At 70.5% G+C, this 18,110-nt stretch carries 22 protein-coding genes; 12 read left to right on the top strand and 10 right to left on the bottom strand.

Annotated features, from left to right (window positions below; translation table 11 throughout):
• Window positions 1–39 precede the first annotated feature (39 nt).
• The gene (locus tag OG490_RS28905; protein ID WP_330299195.1) at window positions 40–180 is read left to right on the top strand and encodes a hypothetical protein; all 141 of its coding nucleotides are present in this window, start codon (window positions 40–42) and stop codon (window positions 178–180) included.
• A 186-nt stretch (window positions 181–366) separates the two neighbouring features.
• Here the strand turns inward: OG490_RS28905 and OG490_RS28900 are convergent, their stop codons facing one another.
• From OG490_RS28900 to OG490_RS28885, 4 genes are read right to left on the bottom strand one after another with little or no spacing between them, the layout of a single operon-like run.
• Window positions 367–960, bottom strand: a complete 594-nt coding sequence (locus tag OG490_RS28900) for a GTP-binding protein (RefSeq protein WP_330299194.1) — start codon at window positions 958–960, stop codon at window positions 367–369.
• On the bottom strand, window positions 947–1,315 hold the full coding sequence (locus OG490_RS28895) for a DUF742 domain-containing protein (protein ID WP_330299193.1): 369 nt from the start codon (window positions 1,313–1,315) through the stop codon (window positions 947–949). Before OG490_RS28895 ends, OG490_RS28900 begins: the two co-directional genes overlap by 14 nt.
• Window positions 1,315–1,734, bottom strand: coding sequence for a roadblock/LC7 domain-containing protein (locus OG490_RS28890; RefSeq protein WP_330299192.1), 420 nt, complete (start codon window positions 1,732–1,734; stop codon window positions 1,315–1,317). Before OG490_RS28890 ends, OG490_RS28895 begins: the two co-directional genes overlap by 1 nt.
• Window positions 1,731–4,037, bottom strand: a complete 2,307-nt coding sequence (locus OG490_RS28885; protein WP_330299191.1) for a sensor histidine kinase — start codon at window positions 4,035–4,037, stop codon at window positions 1,731–1,733. The genes OG490_RS28890 and OG490_RS28885 overlap by 4 nt, the downstream gene beginning before the upstream one ends.
• Before the next feature lie 299 nt (window positions 4,038–4,336).
• On the opposite strand from OG490_RS28885, the gene OG490_RS28880 reads away from it, so the two are divergent.
• Genes OG490_RS28880 through OG490_RS28855 form a run of 6 tightly spaced genes read left to right on the top strand, consistent with a single transcriptional unit; the run spans window position 4,337 to window position 8,412 of the window.
• Window positions 4,337–4,726 (top strand): WXG100 family type VII secretion target, encoded by a 390-nt coding sequence (locus OG490_RS28880; protein ID WP_330299190.1) that lies wholly within the window; start codon window positions 4,337–4,339, stop codon window positions 4,724–4,726.
• A 52-nt stretch (window positions 4,727–4,778) separates the two neighbouring features.
• Window positions 4,779–5,078, top strand: a complete 300-nt coding sequence (locus OG490_RS28875; RefSeq protein ID WP_330299189.1) for a WXG100 family type VII secretion target — start codon at window positions 4,779–4,781, stop codon at window positions 5,076–5,078.
• Window positions 5,078–6,775: an RNase A-like domain-containing protein gene (locus OG490_RS28870; RefSeq protein WP_330299188.1), complete on the top strand. Its 1,698-nt coding sequence runs from the start codon at window positions 5,078–5,080 to the stop codon at window positions 6,773–6,775. Before OG490_RS28875 ends, OG490_RS28870 begins: the two co-directional genes overlap by 1 nt.
• A 13-nt stretch (window positions 6,776–6,788) precedes the next feature.
• The gene (locus tag OG490_RS28865) at window positions 6,789–7,442 is read left to right on the top strand and encodes a hypothetical protein (RefSeq protein ID WP_330299187.1); all 654 of its coding nucleotides are present in this window, start codon (window positions 6,789–6,791) and stop codon (window positions 7,440–7,442) included.
• The gene (locus OG490_RS28860) at window positions 7,439–7,765 is read left to right on the top strand and encodes an RNase A-like domain-containing protein (protein ID WP_330299186.1); all 327 of its coding nucleotides are present in this window, start codon (window positions 7,439–7,441) and stop codon (window positions 7,763–7,765) included. Before OG490_RS28865 ends, OG490_RS28860 begins: the two co-directional genes overlap by 4 nt.
• An 11-nt stretch (window positions 7,766–7,776) precedes the next feature.
• A complete protein-coding gene (locus OG490_RS28855) occupies window positions 7,777–8,412 on the top strand; it encodes a contact-dependent growth inhibition system immunity protein (RefSeq protein WP_330299185.1) in 636 nt (211 codons plus the stop codon).
• Window positions 8,413–8,462: 50 nt separating this feature from the next.
• Here OG490_RS28855 and msrB read toward each other — a convergent pair whose 3' ends face one another.
• From msrB to OG490_RS28835, 4 genes are all read right to left on the bottom strand, one after another.
• Complete coding sequence (gene msrB, locus OG490_RS28850; RefSeq protein ID WP_330299184.1) at window positions 8,463–8,870, bottom strand: peptide-methionine (R)-S-oxide reductase MsrB; 408 nt, start codon at window positions 8,868–8,870, stop codon at window positions 8,463–8,465.
• Window positions 8,871–8,905: 35 nt separating this feature from the next.
• Complete coding sequence (gene murC, locus OG490_RS28845; RefSeq protein WP_330299183.1) at window positions 8,906–10,303, bottom strand: UDP-N-acetylmuramate--L-alanine ligase; 1,398 nt, start codon at window positions 10,301–10,303, stop codon at window positions 8,906–8,908.
• 63 nt (window positions 10,304–10,366) lie between these two features.
• Window positions 10,367–10,834 (bottom strand): indole-3-glycerol phosphate synthase, encoded by a 468-nt coding sequence (locus OG490_RS28840; protein WP_330299182.1) that lies wholly within the window; start codon window positions 10,832–10,834, stop codon window positions 10,367–10,369.
• Between the two features lie 149 nt (window positions 10,835–10,983).
• Complete coding sequence (locus OG490_RS28835; RefSeq protein ID WP_330299181.1) at window positions 10,984–11,757, bottom strand: pyrimidine reductase family protein; 774 nt, start codon at window positions 11,755–11,757, stop codon at window positions 10,984–10,986.
• An 84-nt stretch (window positions 11,758–11,841) separates the two neighbouring features.
• Here OG490_RS28835 and zapE point away from each other — a divergent pair, with 84 nt between their 5' ends.
• From zapE to OG490_RS28810, 5 genes are all read left to right on the top strand, one after another.
• Window positions 11,842–12,897 carry a cell division protein ZapE gene (gene zapE, locus OG490_RS28830; RefSeq protein ID WP_443065987.1) on the top strand — a complete coding sequence of 352 codons (1,056 nt, stop codon included), beginning with the start codon at window positions 11,842–11,844 and terminating at the stop codon, window positions 12,895–12,897.
• A gap of 62 nt (window positions 12,898–12,959) precedes the next feature.
• Window positions 12,960–13,385 (top strand): OsmC family peroxiredoxin, encoded by a 426-nt coding sequence (locus OG490_RS28825; RefSeq protein WP_330299179.1) that lies wholly within the window; start codon window positions 12,960–12,962, stop codon window positions 13,383–13,385.
• Window positions 13,386–13,606: 221 nt separating this feature from the next.
• A complete protein-coding gene (locus tag OG490_RS28820; RefSeq protein ID WP_330299178.1) occupies window positions 13,607–14,962 on the top strand; it encodes an alkaline phosphatase PhoX in 1,356 nt (451 codons plus the stop codon).
• A 397-nt stretch (window positions 14,963–15,359) separates the two neighbouring features.
• Window positions 15,360–16,181 carry a polyphosphate kinase 2 family protein gene (locus OG490_RS28815; protein WP_330301110.1) on the top strand — a complete coding sequence of 274 codons (822 nt, stop codon included), beginning with the start codon at window positions 15,360–15,362 and terminating at the stop codon, window positions 16,179–16,181.
• 17 nt (window positions 16,182–16,198) lie between these two features.
• Window positions 16,199–17,116, top strand: a complete 918-nt coding sequence (locus tag OG490_RS28810) for a polysaccharide deacetylase family protein (protein WP_330299177.1) — start codon at window positions 16,199–16,201, stop codon at window positions 17,114–17,116.
• A gap of 35 nt (window positions 17,117–17,151) precedes the next feature.
• Here the strand turns inward: OG490_RS28810 and OG490_RS28805 are convergent, their stop codons facing one another.
• Together OG490_RS28805 and OG490_RS28800 are read right to left on the bottom strand one after the other, a co-directional pair.
• Window positions 17,152–17,385, bottom strand: a complete 234-nt coding sequence (locus OG490_RS28805) for a hypothetical protein (RefSeq protein WP_330299176.1) — start codon at window positions 17,383–17,385, stop codon at window positions 17,152–17,154.
• A gap of 45 nt (window positions 17,386–17,430) precedes the next feature.
• On the bottom strand, window positions 17,431–18,105 hold the full coding sequence (locus tag OG490_RS28800; protein ID WP_330299175.1) for an AIM24 family protein: 675 nt from the start codon (window positions 18,103–18,105) through the stop codon (window positions 17,431–17,433).
• Window positions 18,106–18,110 lie beyond the last annotated feature (5 nt).

Raw genomic sequence — 18,110 nt, 5'->3', positions numbered from 1 at the left:
GTCCCGGAGCCGGAATACGCACCACCCACCGGACCGACCGTGCGCGACCAGCGAACGGCCCTGCAGGCTCTGGTGGACGGCATCCAGTTCGGCGTCATCATCGCGATCTGCGCGGTAGGCCTCGCCTCGATCATCGGCGGCCCGAGGAAGGCCAGCTGTCCCGTCTCCGGGAGCACGTAGCCGAGCTCGAGCTGGCCGTCGCCACCGGTGGCCGCGAACCGCGGACGCACCGGGGCTTCTGGCTCGAACGGAGATCCCCTGATGGGCCAGCGAAAGCCGAATGCCACCCCGTTCGTCACACAGGGCGGCCGTCCGTCGCTTACGGTGGCTTCCCACCGCCCTGGCCGTTCAGCCGGCCCGGCCGCCTCAGACGGCCGCCGCGGCCCCCGCGTTGGCGATGACCCGGTCGAGGAGCGAGAGCAGGCAGGCGCGGACGTCCTGGCGGGAGCGGGCGTCGAGCATGAGCACGGGGGTGTTCGGATCGCGCAGGTGCAGGGCCGCCGCAATCTCCTGCGCGGTGTACGGCTGCTCGCCGTGGAAGCAGTTCGCGCCGACCACGAACGGCAGTCCACGGCTCTCGAAGAAGTCGACGGCCGGGAAGCTGCGGTCGAGGCTTCGCGTGTCAACCAACACGACCGCCCCGAGTGCTCCGTTCAGCAGGTCGTCCCACATGAACCAGAAACGTTCCTGGCCCGGTGTGCCGAACAGGTAGAGGACGACTCCGGCGTCGGTGAGGGTGATCCGGCCGAAGTCCATGGCCACGGTGGTGGCCGTCTTGGACTCGATGCCGTCGAGGTCGTCGACGCCGACACCCGCGGACGTCAGCCGCTCCTCCGTACGCAGCGGCTCGATCTCGGAGATGCTCTCCACCAGGGTCGTCTTGCCGACTCCGAATCCACCGGCGATGAGGACCTTGACCGGGGCCGATTGCTGAGGGGCGGGCGTGTCATATCCGGGCAAGGTTGTCCCTGATTTTCATGAGCAGGTGGACGTTGGTGGTCTCGCCGACCGCCAGGGGCGGCCGGATGTGGATCAGCCCGCGGTCGGCGAGTTCGCCGAGAAGCAGCGTCATCGGGGTGAGGCGGATGTGCATCCGCGCCGCTACCTCGGCGACCGCCCGACCGCCCGGCCCCGCGCACATGGCGAGGATCTCCTGCCACTCAGTGGGCAGACCGGCGTGGGCGTCCCCGGCCACCGCCGCCGTGATCGTCGTGTCCATGGTGAGGACGGTGTGCGTAGCGGCCGTACGTCCGTCGGTCAGGGCGTACAGCCGCGTCCGGCGGCGCCTTGCGGGCTGGGGCTCGTCCTGCGGCATTACGCGGTCGGCACCTGGGCGCGCTCCGGGGTTCCCAGCCACTCGCCGAGCGCCTGGGCGGTCCGTACGGCCTCGCCGCCCAATTCCCCGAGCCGCGCCTTGCGGGAGGTCACCACGATGAGCGTACTGCCCTCACCGCACCCGACGATGCAGAGGTACCTGTCGTCCATCTCGACCAACTGGCGGATGACGCGGCCGCCGTCGACCTCCCGGGATATCGCCTTCATAGTGGCCGCGATACCGGAGGCCGCGGCCGCCATACGCTCGGCCTGGGGCTGGTCCAGCAGGTAGGCGCTGAGCTTGATGCCGTCGTTGGACAGCAGCACGGCTCCCTGGATGCCGGCGATCCTGCTCAGGTTGTTGTCGAGGACGCTGTAGATCACGTCGTTGGATGTCGCAGTGTGCGATGAGGTAGTCATGGCTGATCCCGTCGGAGCTCTTCATCCACTGTCTGGGTCCCGTGTTCGTAGTCCGCCCAGGCGTCGGCCACCTCTTCGGGGGTCGCCGTGTCCTGCCGGACGGCTGTTTCCGGTGCGCTGGGCGCGCGTAGCCGCTCGGCGATGTGGGTCTGCGGGACGCGCTCGGGGAGGGCCGGCCGCGTGGGGCCGGCCGCCGGGGCCGGGCGGACCGCGGACTCGGGTACAGGCGCGGGCACCGTCGTACGGCGGCTCGGCAGCCCGGCGCCGGTGTGCAGGACCAGCTCGGCCTTGCGCTCCTCGGGAAGGCGCGGCGCCGGGGCGGCGGCCGACGGCGCCGGGGCCGCGGGCTCTGCCGTCGGCTCGCGCGGTGGTTCCCCTTCAGTCGCCACCAGCAGCTCCCTGGGGAGGATCACCACGGCGGCGGTCCCTCCGTACACCGAGCGGCGCAGGGTGACCGTCGCCCGGAGCTGGTCGGCGAGGTGACCGACCACGAAGAGCCCGAGCCTGTGCGCGTTCTGCGCCAGAACGGAGTACGGCGGGGCCTCGTGCAGGCGGCCGTTCATCTCCTCGTACCGCTCGGGGGTCACCCGCGGCCCACGGTCTTCGATCTCGACCGACAGCCCGTCCGCGACCATTTCGGCGCGGATGACCACCTTCGACCGCGGCGGGGAGAACCGGGTGGCGTTGTCCAGCAGCTCCGCGAGCAGGTGGCTGATCTGGCTGATCACGCGCGGTTCCACGCTGGTCTCGTCCAGGGCCTGCCGCTCGATGCGCCGGAAGTCCTCGACCTCCGCGGCGGCTTCGCGCAGCAGGTCGGCGATACGCATGGGCTCGCTGTGCGGGTCGGGGACCTCGCCACCCGCCAGGATGAGGAGGTTTTCGATCTGGCGTCGCATGCCCACAGTCAATTGGTCGGCCCGCATCAACTGGGCGAGCAGCTCTTCGTCGTGGCCGAAGGCGTCCTGGAGGTCTTCCGTGAGGCTCAGCTGGCGGCTGACCAGGTTCCCGGTGCGCGAGGCGATGCCCGTGGCGAACAGTCCGAACCCGTGGCGCTCGGCCGCGAGCTGGCGGTGCCCGTCGACGGATACGGCGACGGCGCGGGCGAACGCGTCGCTGATGCGTCCGACCTCGTCCCGGTCGCCGCGCACCTCCGGCAGGACCCCGACGTCGATGGACTGCCCGCGCTGGAGCCGGGCGACGACGTCGGGGAGGGTTTCCTCGGCGACGGTCACCGTGCGCTCGTGCAGGTCGTGCAGGCGGCGGAGCACCGATCGCGTGGTGAACACGACCACGACTACGACGACCAGGAGTCCGCCACCGCTCCCCCCGATCAGCCAGGCGACCTCGGTCTCCAGCTCCGCGGCCTTGTCCTCGCCGCGCGTGAGGACCTTCCGCGCCCGGTCGACGTTGAGCGTGGCCATCTGCACCGAGAAGTTCTCGTGCGCCGACCGCCAGCCGTCGACCTCGGCGGGCAGCCTGATGCCGGATGCGATGTCCGTGTGCTTCGAGACGATCGCGTTCTCGATGCGGATCTTCGTCTGCCAGTCCTGGGTGGCGGTGATCCGCTCGTAGAACCGCCGGTCCTCCTCGGGCAGAGTCGGCACGACCCATGTCTCGTACAGGTACCGATGGGCTCCCAGGGCGCTGATGAACTGGTCGAAGCCGGCGGAGTTCAGTTCCCTGGACGGCCCGGCCAGGGCCAGGATCGTGTCCTCGCGCGCCACCATCTCGGTGGCCGAGAGCATGGACACCACGGACCGGCTGTCCCTGCCGAGTTCGGCGTCCTCCGCGTGGTTGAACTCCTGCTGGTACGCCTGGATGACCGCGCCGATGGCCCCGGTGTAGTAGGCGAGCGTGCCGTCGGCGCCGCCGGTGTGGGCGTCCGCGCGCTGGCGGTACGCGGCCAGGCCCTCGAGCCGCCGGTTCACTTCCCCGAAGGACGCGTTCGGATCGGCCGCCAGACCGCGGAACGCGGCCGTGGCCCGGTCCGTGGCCTCCCGCCGGTTGCTCAGCTCCTCCTCGGCCCCGGCGGCGCCCGCCCACAGCGAGGCGGTCACCGTCCGCTCGGCCTGTATGTCGACCATGAGCGTGTACAGCGGTGCGCCGACCCGCTCGGAGACCGCGACATCGGCCCGCAGCTGCTCCGACTGCTCGATCAACCGCCCTGCGGTCACCGCCACTTGGGTGCCCATCGCCACGGTGGGGAGCACCGCCAGCCAGATGAGCAGGGTGCGCAGGCGCACGGTGCGCCGCCGACGGGTCGTCGACTGCCCTTGCACGCCTTCGGGTTCCATGGGAGACATCGGTCCTCGGGAGCAGGGGACGGCGGGGGACGGCGGGTGCCGATCATAACCAGCCACATCGAGGAAACGGATAGCTGTCTTCCGTGGCCAAAGCATGCTATTGACGGCGGAGTTATCGCAGGCGAGAGACCTGATCGGAACCCAACCGCGACCCCCTCGACACCGTGGCGGGAAGACCGGGCCCGCGAGCGCTCCCTCGCCGGTCATGGTGATACCCGCCCCGACGTGCCCGTCCAGGCCGACCAACGCTCCTGGAAGCCCTGTTGTTAGGGTGGTGCGAGCGATGAAGGGCGGGGGCCGTGGCAAGCGATGCAGATCTGAACGCGTCCGAGAGCGACCTGACCAAGCTCGCCGACGACATGGATGCGATGCAGCGGCACCTCGACGGTCAGGTCCGGCGCATGGACGCGATCGTCGACCGGATCGAGGCAGGCTGGAAGGGCGAGACTGCCAAGGCCTACCGGGCTCTGCACCGGGGCGCCGCCGAGGACGCCGTACGCATCCGGGAGATCCTCGTCGTCCTCGAGGAGGCCGTACGGATGGGCCGCGACGGGTTCACCCAGCAGGAGCTGGACGTGCTCCAGGCGTTTCGCAAGGTGCACGGTTCGGTCGACGTCGCGCGCGAAGTGGACCGGCTCTCCGAGGGCACGGCCCCGGCGCCGCCGCGCAGCGCCCTCATGGACATCTGACGCACGCATACGCGCACACACACGCACTCCGGACGAAAGGTGGGGGCTCTGCATGTCCGGTGACCACATAGGAGTCAGCTTCGCCACGCTCCAGGGACTGGCCGGGGAGTTGGAGGACATCCTCCGCCAGTTGAACGAGCGGCTCGAAACGCTGTACGCGCGCACCGAGAAGGTGGTGCTGAGCTGGGAGGGCGAGGCGCGTGACGCGTTCATCGACGAACTCGACCGCTGGGACCGCCAGATGCAGGATCTGGAAGCCGCCCAGAAGTGGCTGCACGAGGTCGTGACGACGGGCCACGCCAACTACGCCGCCGCCCATCGGGCCGTGCTGCGTGGATGGGGGGCGGGCTGATGGCCGGACCCACGGCACCCGCCCAGGGCGGGTTCGATGTCACTCCCTCCCAGCTGAACGGTGTCGCCGGGAACGTGGCCCTGCAGCAGAACATGCTGCACACGGGGGCGAACGACTTCCTCTACGACCTCGTGGAGTACATGGACTGCGGCGGGTACGGGAGCGCCGCGCAGAGCGTGTCCGCCGCGTACGTGAAGGTAGGGAATCGTTTCCTCGAAGTGTGGGCCAGGAGCGTCGCCAGCGTGGGGGGCGTCGCGGTCGGATTCGTCACGACGGCGAACAACTACGCCAGGGCGGAGGCCGCGAGCCATCCGTCCGGTACTGCTCCCCCCGTCCAGTTCCCCGTCCCCAAGGTCATCGACACACCCCCGAAGTACCAGCAGATCACCGATCTGCGCTGGGGCGACATGGACGACTACAGCACCGGTTTCACCTCCTGGCTGCTGGAGGGGGTTCCCGACTGGGCGTTGGACATCGTGCGCGGGCTGCTGCACCACGTCGGCCGGTGGGGAAAGGCCGCCGACATCCTGCCGCTTCCCGACTACCTGCAGATCGACAAGATCGCCCTGGCCTGGCTGAGGCCCGGCTTCGCCGTCACCCAGGTCGACAGCGCCCTCACCGGACTGGCCGGATCCATCTCCGACCCCAACAACGGCGAGTGGCAGTCGGCGATGCGCCAGTTCGTCAGCTCCCTCTGGGGCACCACGGCGTGGGGCACCTCGACGGCCGGCTACCAGTGGAAGCACGACGCCGCCGGCGGCCAGGGCACCGCCAGTCACCCCGTGATGAGCGTGCTCTTCGACACCACCCAGGAAGTCAGCCAGGCGATGCGCGCCTTCGCCGAGTCGGCCGAGAAGATGCGCCACGAGGTGTGGCGCATCTACAAGAAGGCCATCCGGGACGCTCTGGCCGAGCTGACGGAACTGCCCGACTTCGACGACGTGAAGAGGATCGGCAAGAAGCTGCTGGGGATCGGCAAGGAGGTGGCCATCAACATCACGCTCAAGGTGGACACCGCCGCGATCAACCGCGCGGTGTCGCTGTACGAGGGCGAACTGCGCGGGGTGGAGAGCCGGCTCAACGCGCTGATGCCGGCGCTCGACGAGGCGTACCGCAGCGCACCGACCTTCCAGTCGGAGGAGGGCCGCTCCCAGGCGTTCGGCGCCCGGTCACTGAACGACTTCAAACCGGAGCACCGCTTCACCATCCCGGGTCAGGACCCGGACAACATGTTCTATCCGATGGACCTGGCGAACCAGGAAGGCCTCTACGACAGCCACCCCATCGACAAGCACGTCGGCCTGACCGACGACCAGCTCAGACAACGCCTCCGCGATCAGGCGGGCGCCCCTGCCGCTTCGTCGTTCAAGGATCTCGCCTCCGCGCAGAGGTACACCCAGTCGACGCTCGAGGACATCGACAATGCCGACCGCATTTCGAAATGGATCGAGAGCGTCGAGAAGAAGAAACAGAACAACCCGAACTACGACCCGAACAAGTCCGAGATCCAGCCCCCGCTCTATCTGGAATTCCCCAACGAGTCCACGGGGCGCAGCGTCTCGCGCGGCGACTATGATACGGACGGCATGAACGCCCGGGCCACAGACAAGAACTGGGTCCAGGTGCGGCTCATCTACAAGGACGGCCTCGTGCCCCCGTTCATCGTGCTCACCGCCATGCCGCACAACGGACCCTAGAAAGGTGGATCACGTGCAGCCATCCCCTACGTCGCTGTTCACGGGCGGCCCGGCGCTCCGGCTCGTCGATCTCGCCCTCTCGGTCCAGGAGTCGGACGGGAAGCTCTCCCTGGACGACGAGATCCGGCGCTACATCCGGGTGGTCGGCAATGACTGGGCCGCCAACTGGAACTGCCCCGTCTATATCGCGACCGGCGTACTGGAGTTCACCGCGGATTCCGTCGCACGGTCCGGAACGCTCGATTCATATCCGCCGGAATTCAGGGAAAAGGTGACGCGGGCCGCCGCCGGAATGGATCCCGCCGAATATCTGCGCACGCTCGCCGAAATGGTACGGATCCTCGACCGTGAGCCGGCGCCCGAGTACGACGAGCTGCCGATGGCGGGGTGGGAATTCCTCCAGGTCTTCCCCCACCTCTTCGGATTCGATGCCGTCCTCATGGACGAGGGGGACCTCCCGTTCGCGGACGACGTCCACAGGTTCGTGACCAGCGAGCATCCGTACTGCGCCGACCGCGCCGTCGCCCTCACCACGGAGGCGCAGCGGGCCCTCGTCCTGTTCCCCGGCGAGCAATGCCTCAAGGGGCGTCTCTACTGGGCCACCCGCGACGCATTGCGTGAGCTCATCGACAGCATCAACGACCACATGCAGCGAGAGCACTCATGACCCCTGCCGAGAGTGCGGCGCCCGTCGCGAACCGCGCCGCCACGTATCCCGACCGGGAAACCGCCCAGTGGGCCACCCAGCACGTCGTCACCCGCAACGAACAAATGATCCACCGCTGGCTGGCCCAGTCCACCCGGCAGCGGATCACCATCGAGGCCGCGTGGCCCTCCCGCACCGAGCCCGTCGGCCGGGTCCTGCTCCAGGCGATGATGCTGGCCGGCCGGGACGCCGTGGAGGTACGGGCCGCCCGCGTCGTGCTCAGGCGCAATGCCGCGAGCCCGCACGGCTTCAGCGTCCACCGCACCTTCCCGATCTACCTCTAGAGGCTGCCCCCGTGTCCCTCAAGCCCCTCGAACACGACCGGAAGTACGGCGAACTCGACCAGGTGATCCACGCACACCTGGGCCGCACCGCCGACGACGAAGAGGCACTCACCGCCTACCTCCGGCACTGCTGGCGAACGCGCCCCTGGGCCATCGCCGTCGCCGAACACCAGCTCCGCGAGTACGCGCAGAATCCGCCGGGCCGGCTCCGGCTGCGCCTCGGCGAGTTCTACCCGGTGCCTGACGTCGGGCTGCCCGACACGGAGATCCAGGACTGGCTGCTGCGCCTGGCGGACCGGCTCAAGGAGAGCGTGGAGACGGGCACGGCTCCGCCGCCCGCGACCCCCCGGACGCACTGGGAGTGGCACGCCCGCTTCCCCGAACTCGGGCAGTTGCTCGGAGGCTGGTTCTCCCAGGACATGCCAGACGAGTTCGAGGACCACGACGCGGCGCTGCGGGACTACCTCGACAGCACCGATCCGGGCCTGATCGCCCAGCTCGACGGCGAACTGCACGATCTGCTGTCACTGCCGCTGGACGAGTCGGACTACGCCGTCGCCCTGGCGGAACTGGGGATGGAAGTCGATCCTCCCGCGCCCCACGGTCCCGGCGCCTGGCTCGCCGAACTGGCCGCCCGGATCCGCTGAGCCGATCGGACCGGCTTCCGGGCCCGTGGGGGTCCGGAAGCCGGCCTCGCTCAGCCCTCGGCCGGGGTGAGCCGCAGGGAGATGGAGTTGATGCAGTAGCGCTGGTCCGTGGGGGTGGGGTAGCCCTCGCCCTCGAAGACGTGGCCGAGGTGGGAGCCGCACTTCGCGCAGAGGACCTCGGTGCGGATCATGCCGTGTGCGGTGTCCGCCTTCAGTTCGACCGCTTCGGAGTCCTTGGGGTCGAAGAAGGAGGGCCAGCCGCAGTGCGACTCGAACTTCTCCGTGGAGCGGAACAGCTCGGAGCCGCAGCCGCGACAGGAGTAGACGCCCTCCGTCTTGGTGTCCGTGTACTCACCGCGGAAGGCGGGTTCGGTGCCGGCGAGGCGCAGCACCTGGTACTCGGACGGGGTCAGCTCCGCCTGCCACTGCTCGTCCGTCTTCTCTACCTCGTACGACATGACCACTCTCCTGCTTCCCGCTCTTACCGGAACCGTCAGTTCGACAGCCGGGCAAGGATGACCGGCCCCAGGTCCGTGACGTCGCCCGCACCCATGGTGAGAACGAGATCTCCGGGCTTGGCCATTCCCGCGATGACGTCGGCGACGGCTTCCTTGGAGTGCTCGGGGGTGACGTCGGCCCCGGCGGCGCGGGCGGCGTCGATGATGATCTCGCTGGTGATCCCGGGGATCGGGTCCTCGCGGGCCGGGTAGATGTCGAGGACGACCGAGGCGTCGGCGAGGGCCAGGGCCTGGCCCATCTCCTTGCCGAGTTCCTGGGTGCGCGAGAAGAGGTGGGGCTGGAAGACGACCAGGATGCGGGAGTCGCCGGCGGCGCCGCGGATGGCCTCCAGGTCGGCGGTCATCTCGGTGGGGTGGTGCGCGTAGGAGTCGATGACCTGTACGCCGGCTTCCTCGCCCTTGAGCTGGAGGCGGCGCTTGACCCCGGTGTACTTGCCGAGGGCGGAGGCCAGGTTGTGCGGTGCGAGGCCGAGCGCGACACCGGCGGCGAGGGCCGCGACGGCGTTGTGCGCGTAGTGGCGGCCGGGCACGGAGACGGTGAAGGTCAGCATCTTGCCGCTGGGCAGGGCCACGGTGACGTCGCTGGTGAGGCCGCGCGGGGTGATTTTGAGGATGCGGACGTCGGCGCTCTCGCCCTCGCCGTAGGTGACGATCTCGATGTCGTACCGGCCGCTGACCCGCTCGGTGATCTCGGCGGCGCCGGCCTGGCCCTCGGCGATGACGAGGGTGCCTCCGGGGGCGATGCGGCCGACGAAGGTCTCGAAGGACTCGTAGATCTCTTCCATCGACGCGTAGTTCGCGTGGTGGTCGAGTTCCGCGTTGAGGATGATCGCGACCTGCGGGGCGTACTTGTGGAAGCTGCGGTCGCTCTCGTCCGCCTCGGCGACGAAGATGTCGCCCTCGCCGTGGTGGGCGTTGGAGCCCGGGGCGTCCAGGTCGCCGCCGATGGCGTACGAGGGGTTCAGGCCCAGGGCCGACAGGGACACCGCCAGCATGGAGGTGGTGGTGGTCTTGCCGTGGGTGCCGGCGACGGCGATCGAGCGCAGGCCGTCCATCAGGCCGGCCAGGGCGTCGGAGCGGTGCACGACGGGGATGCCCAGTTCGGCGGCGCGGGCCAGCTCCGGGTTGTCGGCGCGGATGGCGCTGGAGACGACCACGCAGCTGGCGTCGTCGGCGAGGTGGCCGGCGGCGTGCCCGATGTGGACCGTGACGCCGTGGGCGCGCAGGGCCCGGGCGGTCTCGGAGTCACGGGAGTCGCTGCCGGCCACCTTCGCGCCGCGCTGCGCGAGGATCTTCGCGATGCCGGACATGCCGGCCCCGCCGATGCCGATGAAGTGGGGCCGTTCCATGGCGGTCGGCAGGCCGGGCTTCATTCAGGTAGCTCCAGGATCGAGTGCGTGCGGACGGCCGGACGCGAGGATCCGGCCGCCTCCACCCTATTCGCTGTGGGCGAAGAGCTTGAGCACCGGAACGCCGACCTTGTGCCGCGCCCGCGAGGCCCAGTCGCGGTGGAAGAACTCCTCCACGTAGTGCGGGGCGGTCAGGACGATCACCTCGTCGGCGCCGGTCTCGTCCACGACGGCCTGGAGCTTGTCGAGCGGGTGGTCCTCGATGATCTGTCCGACGGCCTTGGCGCCCTTCTTGCGCAGGGACGCCAGGGAGATCTCCAGGGCTTGTTCCGCCGGTCCGCGGGCGGCGTCGCCCTCGGGTTCGGCGCCTTCGTGGATGGCCTCGGTGAGCTCACCGAGCGCTACGTCGTCGATGGCGCGCAGCAGCCGGTCCCGGTCGCCGCGGGGTTGCATGAGGACGACAAAGGAGACCGCTTCGTCTCCGTGGAGGGTGGTGACGAAGTCCACGTCGACCGGGGTCAGCGGCTGCTCGATCATCAATACGCTCGTGAACACGGACGCCCTCTCCTTCGTGTGCGGAGGCCGGTCGGCCGGCCCCTGCGGAAACCATCCTGCCCCGCTGTCGCACGGGGCCCTGCGCGGGTATACCTGCCCACTTATGTGCCCAGCGGAAGCTAAGCGGAACGACAAATTCCGCTACCCGGTCAGATCCGACGGTAACGCGTGAAGAGAAACCCGGCCTCTTCCAGTACGCAGGCCGGCGCGAGCCGGTGCGGAACCGTGACCGAAGGCCCGCCGGAGATCCGCTGGGCGTCACCGGCCGTGAGCACCGGCGCGATCGTCAGGCACAGCTCGTCCAGCGCGTCGGCGGCCACGAACTGGCCCAGCAGCCGCGGTCCGCCCTCGGTGAGCTGGCGGCGCAGCCCCCGGTCCGCGAGCTCCCGTACCACCCGGCCCGGGTCCACCCCGGTGCCGTCTCCGGCCACCACCACCTCGGCCCCGGCCGCGGCGGCCTCGGCCACCCGGTCCGCGGGCGCGGCGGCCCCGGTGACCACCAGCGTGGGCACGAGCGGGGAGGTGAACAGGGGCAGCGAGAAGTCCAGGTCCAGGCTGGCGGTGATCACGGCGATGACGGCGGCAGGGCCCTGACCTGCGGCCGCGCGACGGGCGGCGAAGGCCTCCCGGGCCCGTGCGGGGCGGTAGCCCTCCTGGCGAACCGTTTCCGCGCCGACGACCACCACATCCGCCAGCGCCCGCAGGGTGCCGAAGATCCGCATGTCGGTCTCGCCGGAGATCGGCTGCGAGCGCCCCTCGTGCTGGGCCGCGCCGTCCAGGCTGGACACCATGTTGGCCCGCAGCCAGTGGCCGTCCGGGCCCGTTTCGGGATACGCGTAGGCCTCGGCGAGCTCGTCCAGCGACCACTCCCGGTCGGTCTGGTCTGCTGATGTCTGATCGGTCACAGGGAACAGGCGTCGCATCGGTGCAGTGTGCCACGCCCCGTAGAGTTAAGAGCTGTGTCAACATCACTCTCGCCCTCAGCACCGGCCTCCGGGCGGCCTCCGATAGCCGACGTCGGCCCGCAGGCCCTGTGCGCCCGCGAGCCCCGGGTGCCCGCCGAACGGCTGGTGGCCGAGATGGTGCCGCCCCCGCGTTTCGACTCGGTGCGCTTCGACACCTACAACCCGGATCCGGCCCAGCCGAGCCAGTCCGAGGCCGTCACGGTCCTCGCCGGCTTCGCCGCAGGGCTCGGCGGAGCCCACGCCACGGGCTCCGGGAAGCGCCGCTGGTTCTCGAAGAAGCCCGCCGCCGTCAGCGCCCCGCGCGGGGTCTACCTCGACGGCGGCTACGGCGTCGGCAAGACCCACCTGCTTGCCTCCCTCTGGCACGCCACCCCGGCCGAGCCCGCGCTCAAGGCCTTCGGGACCTTCGTGGAGCTGACCAACCTCGTCGGCGCGCTCGGCTTCCAGCAGACCGTGCAGACCCTCGGCGGCCACCGCCTCCTGTGCATCGACGAGTTCGAGCTCGACGACCCGGGCGACACCGTCCTCGTCTCCTCCCTGCTCAGCCGCCTGGTCGAGCAGGGCGTGGCGCTCGCCGCCACCTCCAACACCCTGCCCGGCAAACTCGGCGAGGGCCGCTTCGCCGCCGCCGATTTCCTCCGGGAGATCCAGGGCCTCTCCGCGCACTTCCGGCCGCTGCGCATCGACGGCCAGGACTACCGCCACCGGGGCCTGCCCGAAGCCCCGTCGCCGTTCTCCGACGAGCAGGTGGCCAAGGCCGCGTACGCCACCGAGGGCGCCAGCCTCGACGATTTCCCCGGGCTCCTCGACCACCTCGCGCGGGTGCACCCCAGCCGCTACGGGGCCCTGACCGACGGGATCACGGCCGTCTGCCTCACCGACGTCGGCCCGGTGCCCGACCAGTCGACGGCGCTGCGCCTCGTGGTCCTCGCCGACCGCCTGTACGACCGGGAGATACCGGTGCTGGCGTCCGGTTCCCCCTTCGACAAGCTCTTCAGTGAAGAAATGCTGAACGGCGGCTACCGCAAGAAGTACTTCCGGGCCATCTCACGGCTCACCGCACTGGCGCGCGACGCGAAACCCCTGGTGTCCCAGTAGGTTTGGGGACGCCGGGCCGTCTCTACGGCCCGGCCGTACCCACCTTCGTGAAGGGAACCACCATGGCCACCACGCGTTCTTCCCACACCGTCTGGGAAGGCAACCTGCTCAAGGGTTCCGGCGTCGTCTCCCTCGACTCCTCCGGCCGGGGCTCGTTCGACGTTTCCTGGCCCTCGCGCGCCGAGGCCGCGAACGGCAAGACCAGCCCCGAAGAGCTGATCGCCGCCGCGCACTCCAGCTGCTACTCGATGGCCCTCTCGCACGGCCTGGACGGCGCGGGTACGCCTCCCACCCGGGTGGAGACCAAGGCCGATGTGACGTTCCAGCCGGGCGAGGGCATCACGGGCATCCACCTGACCGTGCGCGCCGAGGTCCCCGGCCTGGACGCCGAGGCCTTCGCCGCCGCGGCCGAGGACGCCAAGAAGAACTGCCCGGTCAGCCAGGCCCTGACGGGCACGACGATCACGCTGAGCGCCGAGCTTCTCTGATCCGCGACCGGCCCCCGTCGGAACCGGCTCCTTTCGGGCCGGGCTCCTTTCGGGGCGGGCTCCCTCATCCGCCGGGCGGGCAGATTCGGCCCCGCCCGGCGCTTGAGTGCCGGCCGCGTACCCCCGGGCGAGGGGTCGTCGAGCGCGCCGGACGCAAGGGCAGTGGGCCGGCGTGGTACCACGGGGCCTTCGAAGGTCCGTCCCGCCGCCCGGAGTTGCCGATGAACCTCAGCCGACGCAGCCTGATGGCGGCCGCCACCGTCTCCTTCGGCGGAGCCCTCGGCGCACTGTTCTCCGGCGCCGCCCCGGCCCCCGCCGCCTCCGCCCGGGGCTACGGCCCCCTCGTGGCCGACCCCGCCGGACTGCTCGACCTGCCCGCCGGGTTCGGCTACCGGGTGCTCTCCCGGGCCGGGGATCCGCTGCGCTCCGGCGAGGGCACCGTCCCCGCCAACTGCGACGGCATGGCCGCCTTCGCCGCCGGGGACGGCGGGTCCGACGGCGTACGGCTCGTGCGCAACCACGAGAACCGGACCACTGCGGCCCTTCGGGTCCCCCTCGTCGACGGGCTCACGTACGACCCGTACGCCCTCGGCGGCTGCACCCTCCTCGAACTCGCCCCGGACGGCCGGGTCCTCTCGGAGCGCGTCGCGCTCGCCGGTACGGCCGTCAACTGCGCGGGCGGGCGTACCCCCTGGAACACCTGGCTGTCCTGCGAGGAGACCGAGGACCGGGCGGGCACCTCCGGCTACGCCCGTGACCACGGCCACGTCTTCGAGGTCGACCCCGCCGACCCCCGCCGCTCCGGCGCGGTCCCGCTCACCGCGATGGGCCGCTTCGCGCACGAGGCCGTCGCCGTGGACCCGTACCTGGGGGTGGTCTACGAGACCGAGGACGCCTTCGTCGAACCCTTCGGGCTCTTCTACCGCTTCCTGCCCTCCCGCCCCCTCGGCGGCCCCGGCTCGCTGCGCGCGGGCGGTGCGCTGGAGGCCATGCGCGTCCCCGGACTGCCGAACCTGGCCGTGGTGGACCGGCCCGGGGCCGAGTTCCCGGTGGAGTGGGTCCCCGTACCGGATCCGGCCGCGTCCGGGACCCCGATCCGGCTCCAGGACTTCGGCCCCGGCGGGATCACCCACGCCCAGAAGCTGGAGGGCTGCTACTGGGGCGGCACCGGGGTGCACTTCGTCTCCAGCTACTCCCGTACCCGCGAGGGCTCCCCCGCCGAGCACCACGGGCAGGTCTGGTTCTACGACCCGCTGCGCGCCCGGCTCCGCCTGGACGTGGTCTTCGGCCCGGCCACCGACATCCAGCTGCCGGGCGACTCCCCCGACAACATCTGCCTGGCCCCGGACGGCGGCCTGATGGTGTGCGAGGACGGCGGCGGCGCGCAGTACGTCTTCGGCGTGACCCCGGGCGGCGAGGTCTACCCACTGGCCCGCAACGCCCAGGACATCGGCAGGCCGGGGGCTCCGGAGTGGGGGGAGTTCGCGGGCGTCACCTTCTCTCCCGACGCCCGGACGATGTACGTCAACGCGTACGCGCCCGGAACCACCTTCGCCGTGACGGGCCCCTGGCACTGACCGAGTACTGCCTTACGGCCCGCCCGGCCCGGTCTTTCGCCACCTCGCGGTGCCATCCGATCTGTTGGAAGATCGTATGGAGTCGACGGGATCGAGGTAGCCAGCGGTGGCCAAGAAGGACAAGGACGGCGGGAAGCCGGACAAGGCAGCGAAGCCGGACAAGGCGGAGAAAGCCGAGAAGGCGGCCAAGCGGGAGAAGGCTGCCAAGGACACCAAGCCTCCGAAGCCCGCCAAGGACACCAAGGACGCCAAGCCCGAGAAGGCGGCCAAGGCCGAGAAGGCGCCGAAGCCCCTCTCCCTCCGCGAGCTGCTCCGCATCTCCGCCGAGAGCCCCAAGGCCCCCAAGGGCGCCCGCAGGACCGGTGGCCACGGCGGCTTCGACAGCCCCCTCGCCCCGCTGCTCCGCGTCCCCTCCGGCGAGCGCGTGGACCTCGGCGCGTTCCACCCGGGCGCGCCCCCGGGCGGTCCCACCGACAAGGCGGCCGGCGTGGCGGCCACCGCCCAGATGGCCGAGCAGCTCGCCGACCTCCAGGAGCGGCTCTACGCCGCCAGCACCGCCGGGGACCGGCGCCGCGTCCTCCTCGTGCTCCAGGGCATGGACACCAGCGGCAAGGGCGGCACGGTCAAGCACGTGATCGGCCTGTTCAACCCCTCCGGCTGCCGGATCAAGGCCTTCAAGGCACCCACTCCCGAGGAGCAGAACCACCCCTTCCTCTGGCGCGTCATGAAGGCCCTCCCCCAGCCGGGCGAGATCGGCATCTTCGACCGTTCGCACTACGAGGACGTCCTCATCGCCCGCGTCCGCGAGCTGGTGCCGCGCAGTCAGCTGGGCCGCCGCTACGCGCAGATCAACCGGTTCGAGAAGTCCCTCGCCGACGACGGCGTGACCGTCGTGAAGGTCTTCCTCCACATCAGCTACGAGGAGCAGCGCAAGCGGCTCCTGGAGCGGCTCGACAACCCCGAGAAGCACTGGAAGTTCAACCCGGGCGACATCGAGGAGCGCGCGATGTGGCCCGCGTACCAGCAGGCCTACGAGCTGGCCCTGGAGCGCTGCTCCACGGACGCCGCGCCCTGGTACGTCGTTCCTTCGGACCGCAAGTGGTACCGCAACTGGGCGATCAGCAAGCTGCTCCTGGAGCACCTGGAAGGCCTCGCGCCGCAGTTCCCGAAGGGTGACTTCGACGTGGAGGAGTGCCGTGCGCGTCTGCTTGCCACATAGTCGGATATTTTGCGTATGTGACCATCTCAGTGCGTAAGGCGGCCGCCGTCGCGGCCGTCGCAGCCCTCAGTGCCGCCCTCACCGCTTGCGGGGGCGGCACCGGCGCGTCGAACACCGGCGGCCAGGCCCGTATGGGCACCTCCGCGACCCCCTCGGGGTCCGCCTCCCCGCAGCCGGGCTCCCCGAGTCCCCAGAGCGGCCAGCCGGGCACCCCGCAGGCCGGCGCTCCGGGCAAGGCCCCCACCATGGCGCCCGGCCCGAACGGCCTGACCCCCGTCTTCGAGCGCGCGAAGCAGCGTACCGACAAGACGGTGGCGCTGACCTTCGACGCCGACATGACCTCCGACCAGGGGCCGCGTGCGGCGAAGGGCGAGCACTTCGACAATCCGGAACTGATCTCCACGCTGCGCACGCTCAAGGTGCCCTCGACCGTCTTCATGACGGGGCGCTGGGCCGAGGAGTACCCGGACCAGGCGAAGTCCATCGGTACCGACGCGAACTTCGAGATCGCGAACCACTCCTACAGCCACCACGCCTTCAAGGCCCCCTGCTACGGGCTTCCCACCCTCGACGAGGCCGGCGCGCGGGCCGACGTGGACCGGGCCTTCGAGGCCTTCCGCAAGGCGGGGGCGGTCAACACCGTCCCGTACTTCCGCTTCCCCGGCGGCTGCTACGACGACCAGGCGCTGCGCGCCATCTCCACGGCCAAGGTGACGGCCGTGCAGTGGGACGTGGTCAGCGGGGACGCCTTCGCGAAGGATCCGGACGCGGTGGCCGAACAGGTCCTGTCCGGGGTGAAGCCCGGCTCGGTCGTGGTCATGCACTGCACGCGCAGCGCGGCCCCGGTCACCGAGGAGGCCATCCGGAAGATCGTCCCGGAGCTGCGCAAGCGCGGCTACCGCTTCGTGAAGGTGTCCGAGCTCATCGGGAAGTGAACCGAGGGAACGGCCCAGGAAGCCGACCCGAGCGGTCAGCCCGAGCAGGCGGTGCGCTGCGCGTCCTGCCATTCGCACACCGGGCACAGCACGATGCCCGGTGTCGCGACCCCGTACTCGGTGGGCTTGCCGCACTCCAGGCAGTCGGCGTACGGCGGCCCCGCCACCCGCCCGGCGGGGGCCGCCGGGGCGGGGCAGTACGACGCGGACGACTCGCCCTGCTCGGGCCGGCTCTGCTCCGTCTGGTCCGCTCGCTCCGTCTGGTCCATGGGTACGAGCCTACCCAGCCGGGCCACGGGGCGGGGCGGGGCGGATCAGTGGGCCGCGGCGGTCTCGGTGACCTCGCTCGGGCGGACGATGACGAAGCCTTCGCCGCTGAGCTTGAGCTGTACGGCCTCGCCGGAGCCGCCGCGGATCATCGAGCCGACCGACTGGGACCGGTGCAGGTGAGTCTCCAGCCGGGCACTCCAGCCGACCACCGCGTCCGTGTCCACGTAGACCGGGGCCTCGGGGGTGACCGGGATGATGATCGGGTTTCCGTCACAGACGACGGCGAGCTTTCCGGTGCCGGTGAAGAGGCTGTTGAAGAGGCCTCCGCCCGTCATGCCGGCGCCCTTCACCATCTTGATCTCGTAGGAGAGCGTGGGGTCGAAGCACAGGACGTTGCGGCCGTTGATGGTGAGGGCGTCCCCGGGTTCGAACTCGACGACGAAGCAGTTGCCCGCCTGGTGCGCGAACCAGGCCTCGCCCTGTCCGCGCACGGACATCAGCGGCAGGCCCTCGCCGGTGACGGCGCGCTTGAGCATGCCGCCTATCCCCTGACTCTTGCGCTCGAACTGGAGGTTGCCGCGGAAGGCGACCATCGAGCCCTGGCGGGCGAGCATTTCACCGTTGACGGTGTACTTCACGGACTTGGCGTTCTGCAGGGTCATACCGGGCACGGCAGACGTCTGGACCAGGTTCTCGGACGCGAACAGATCACTCTTCATGCCCG

The sequence above is a fragment of the Streptomyces sp. NBC_00503 genome, assembly GCF_036346895.1.
GTDB lineage: Bacteria > Actinomycetota > Actinomycetes > Streptomycetales > Streptomycetaceae > Streptomyces.
Note: the sequence above shows the minus strand (reverse complement) of the source record. Positions and strands in the feature narration are given on the sequence as shown.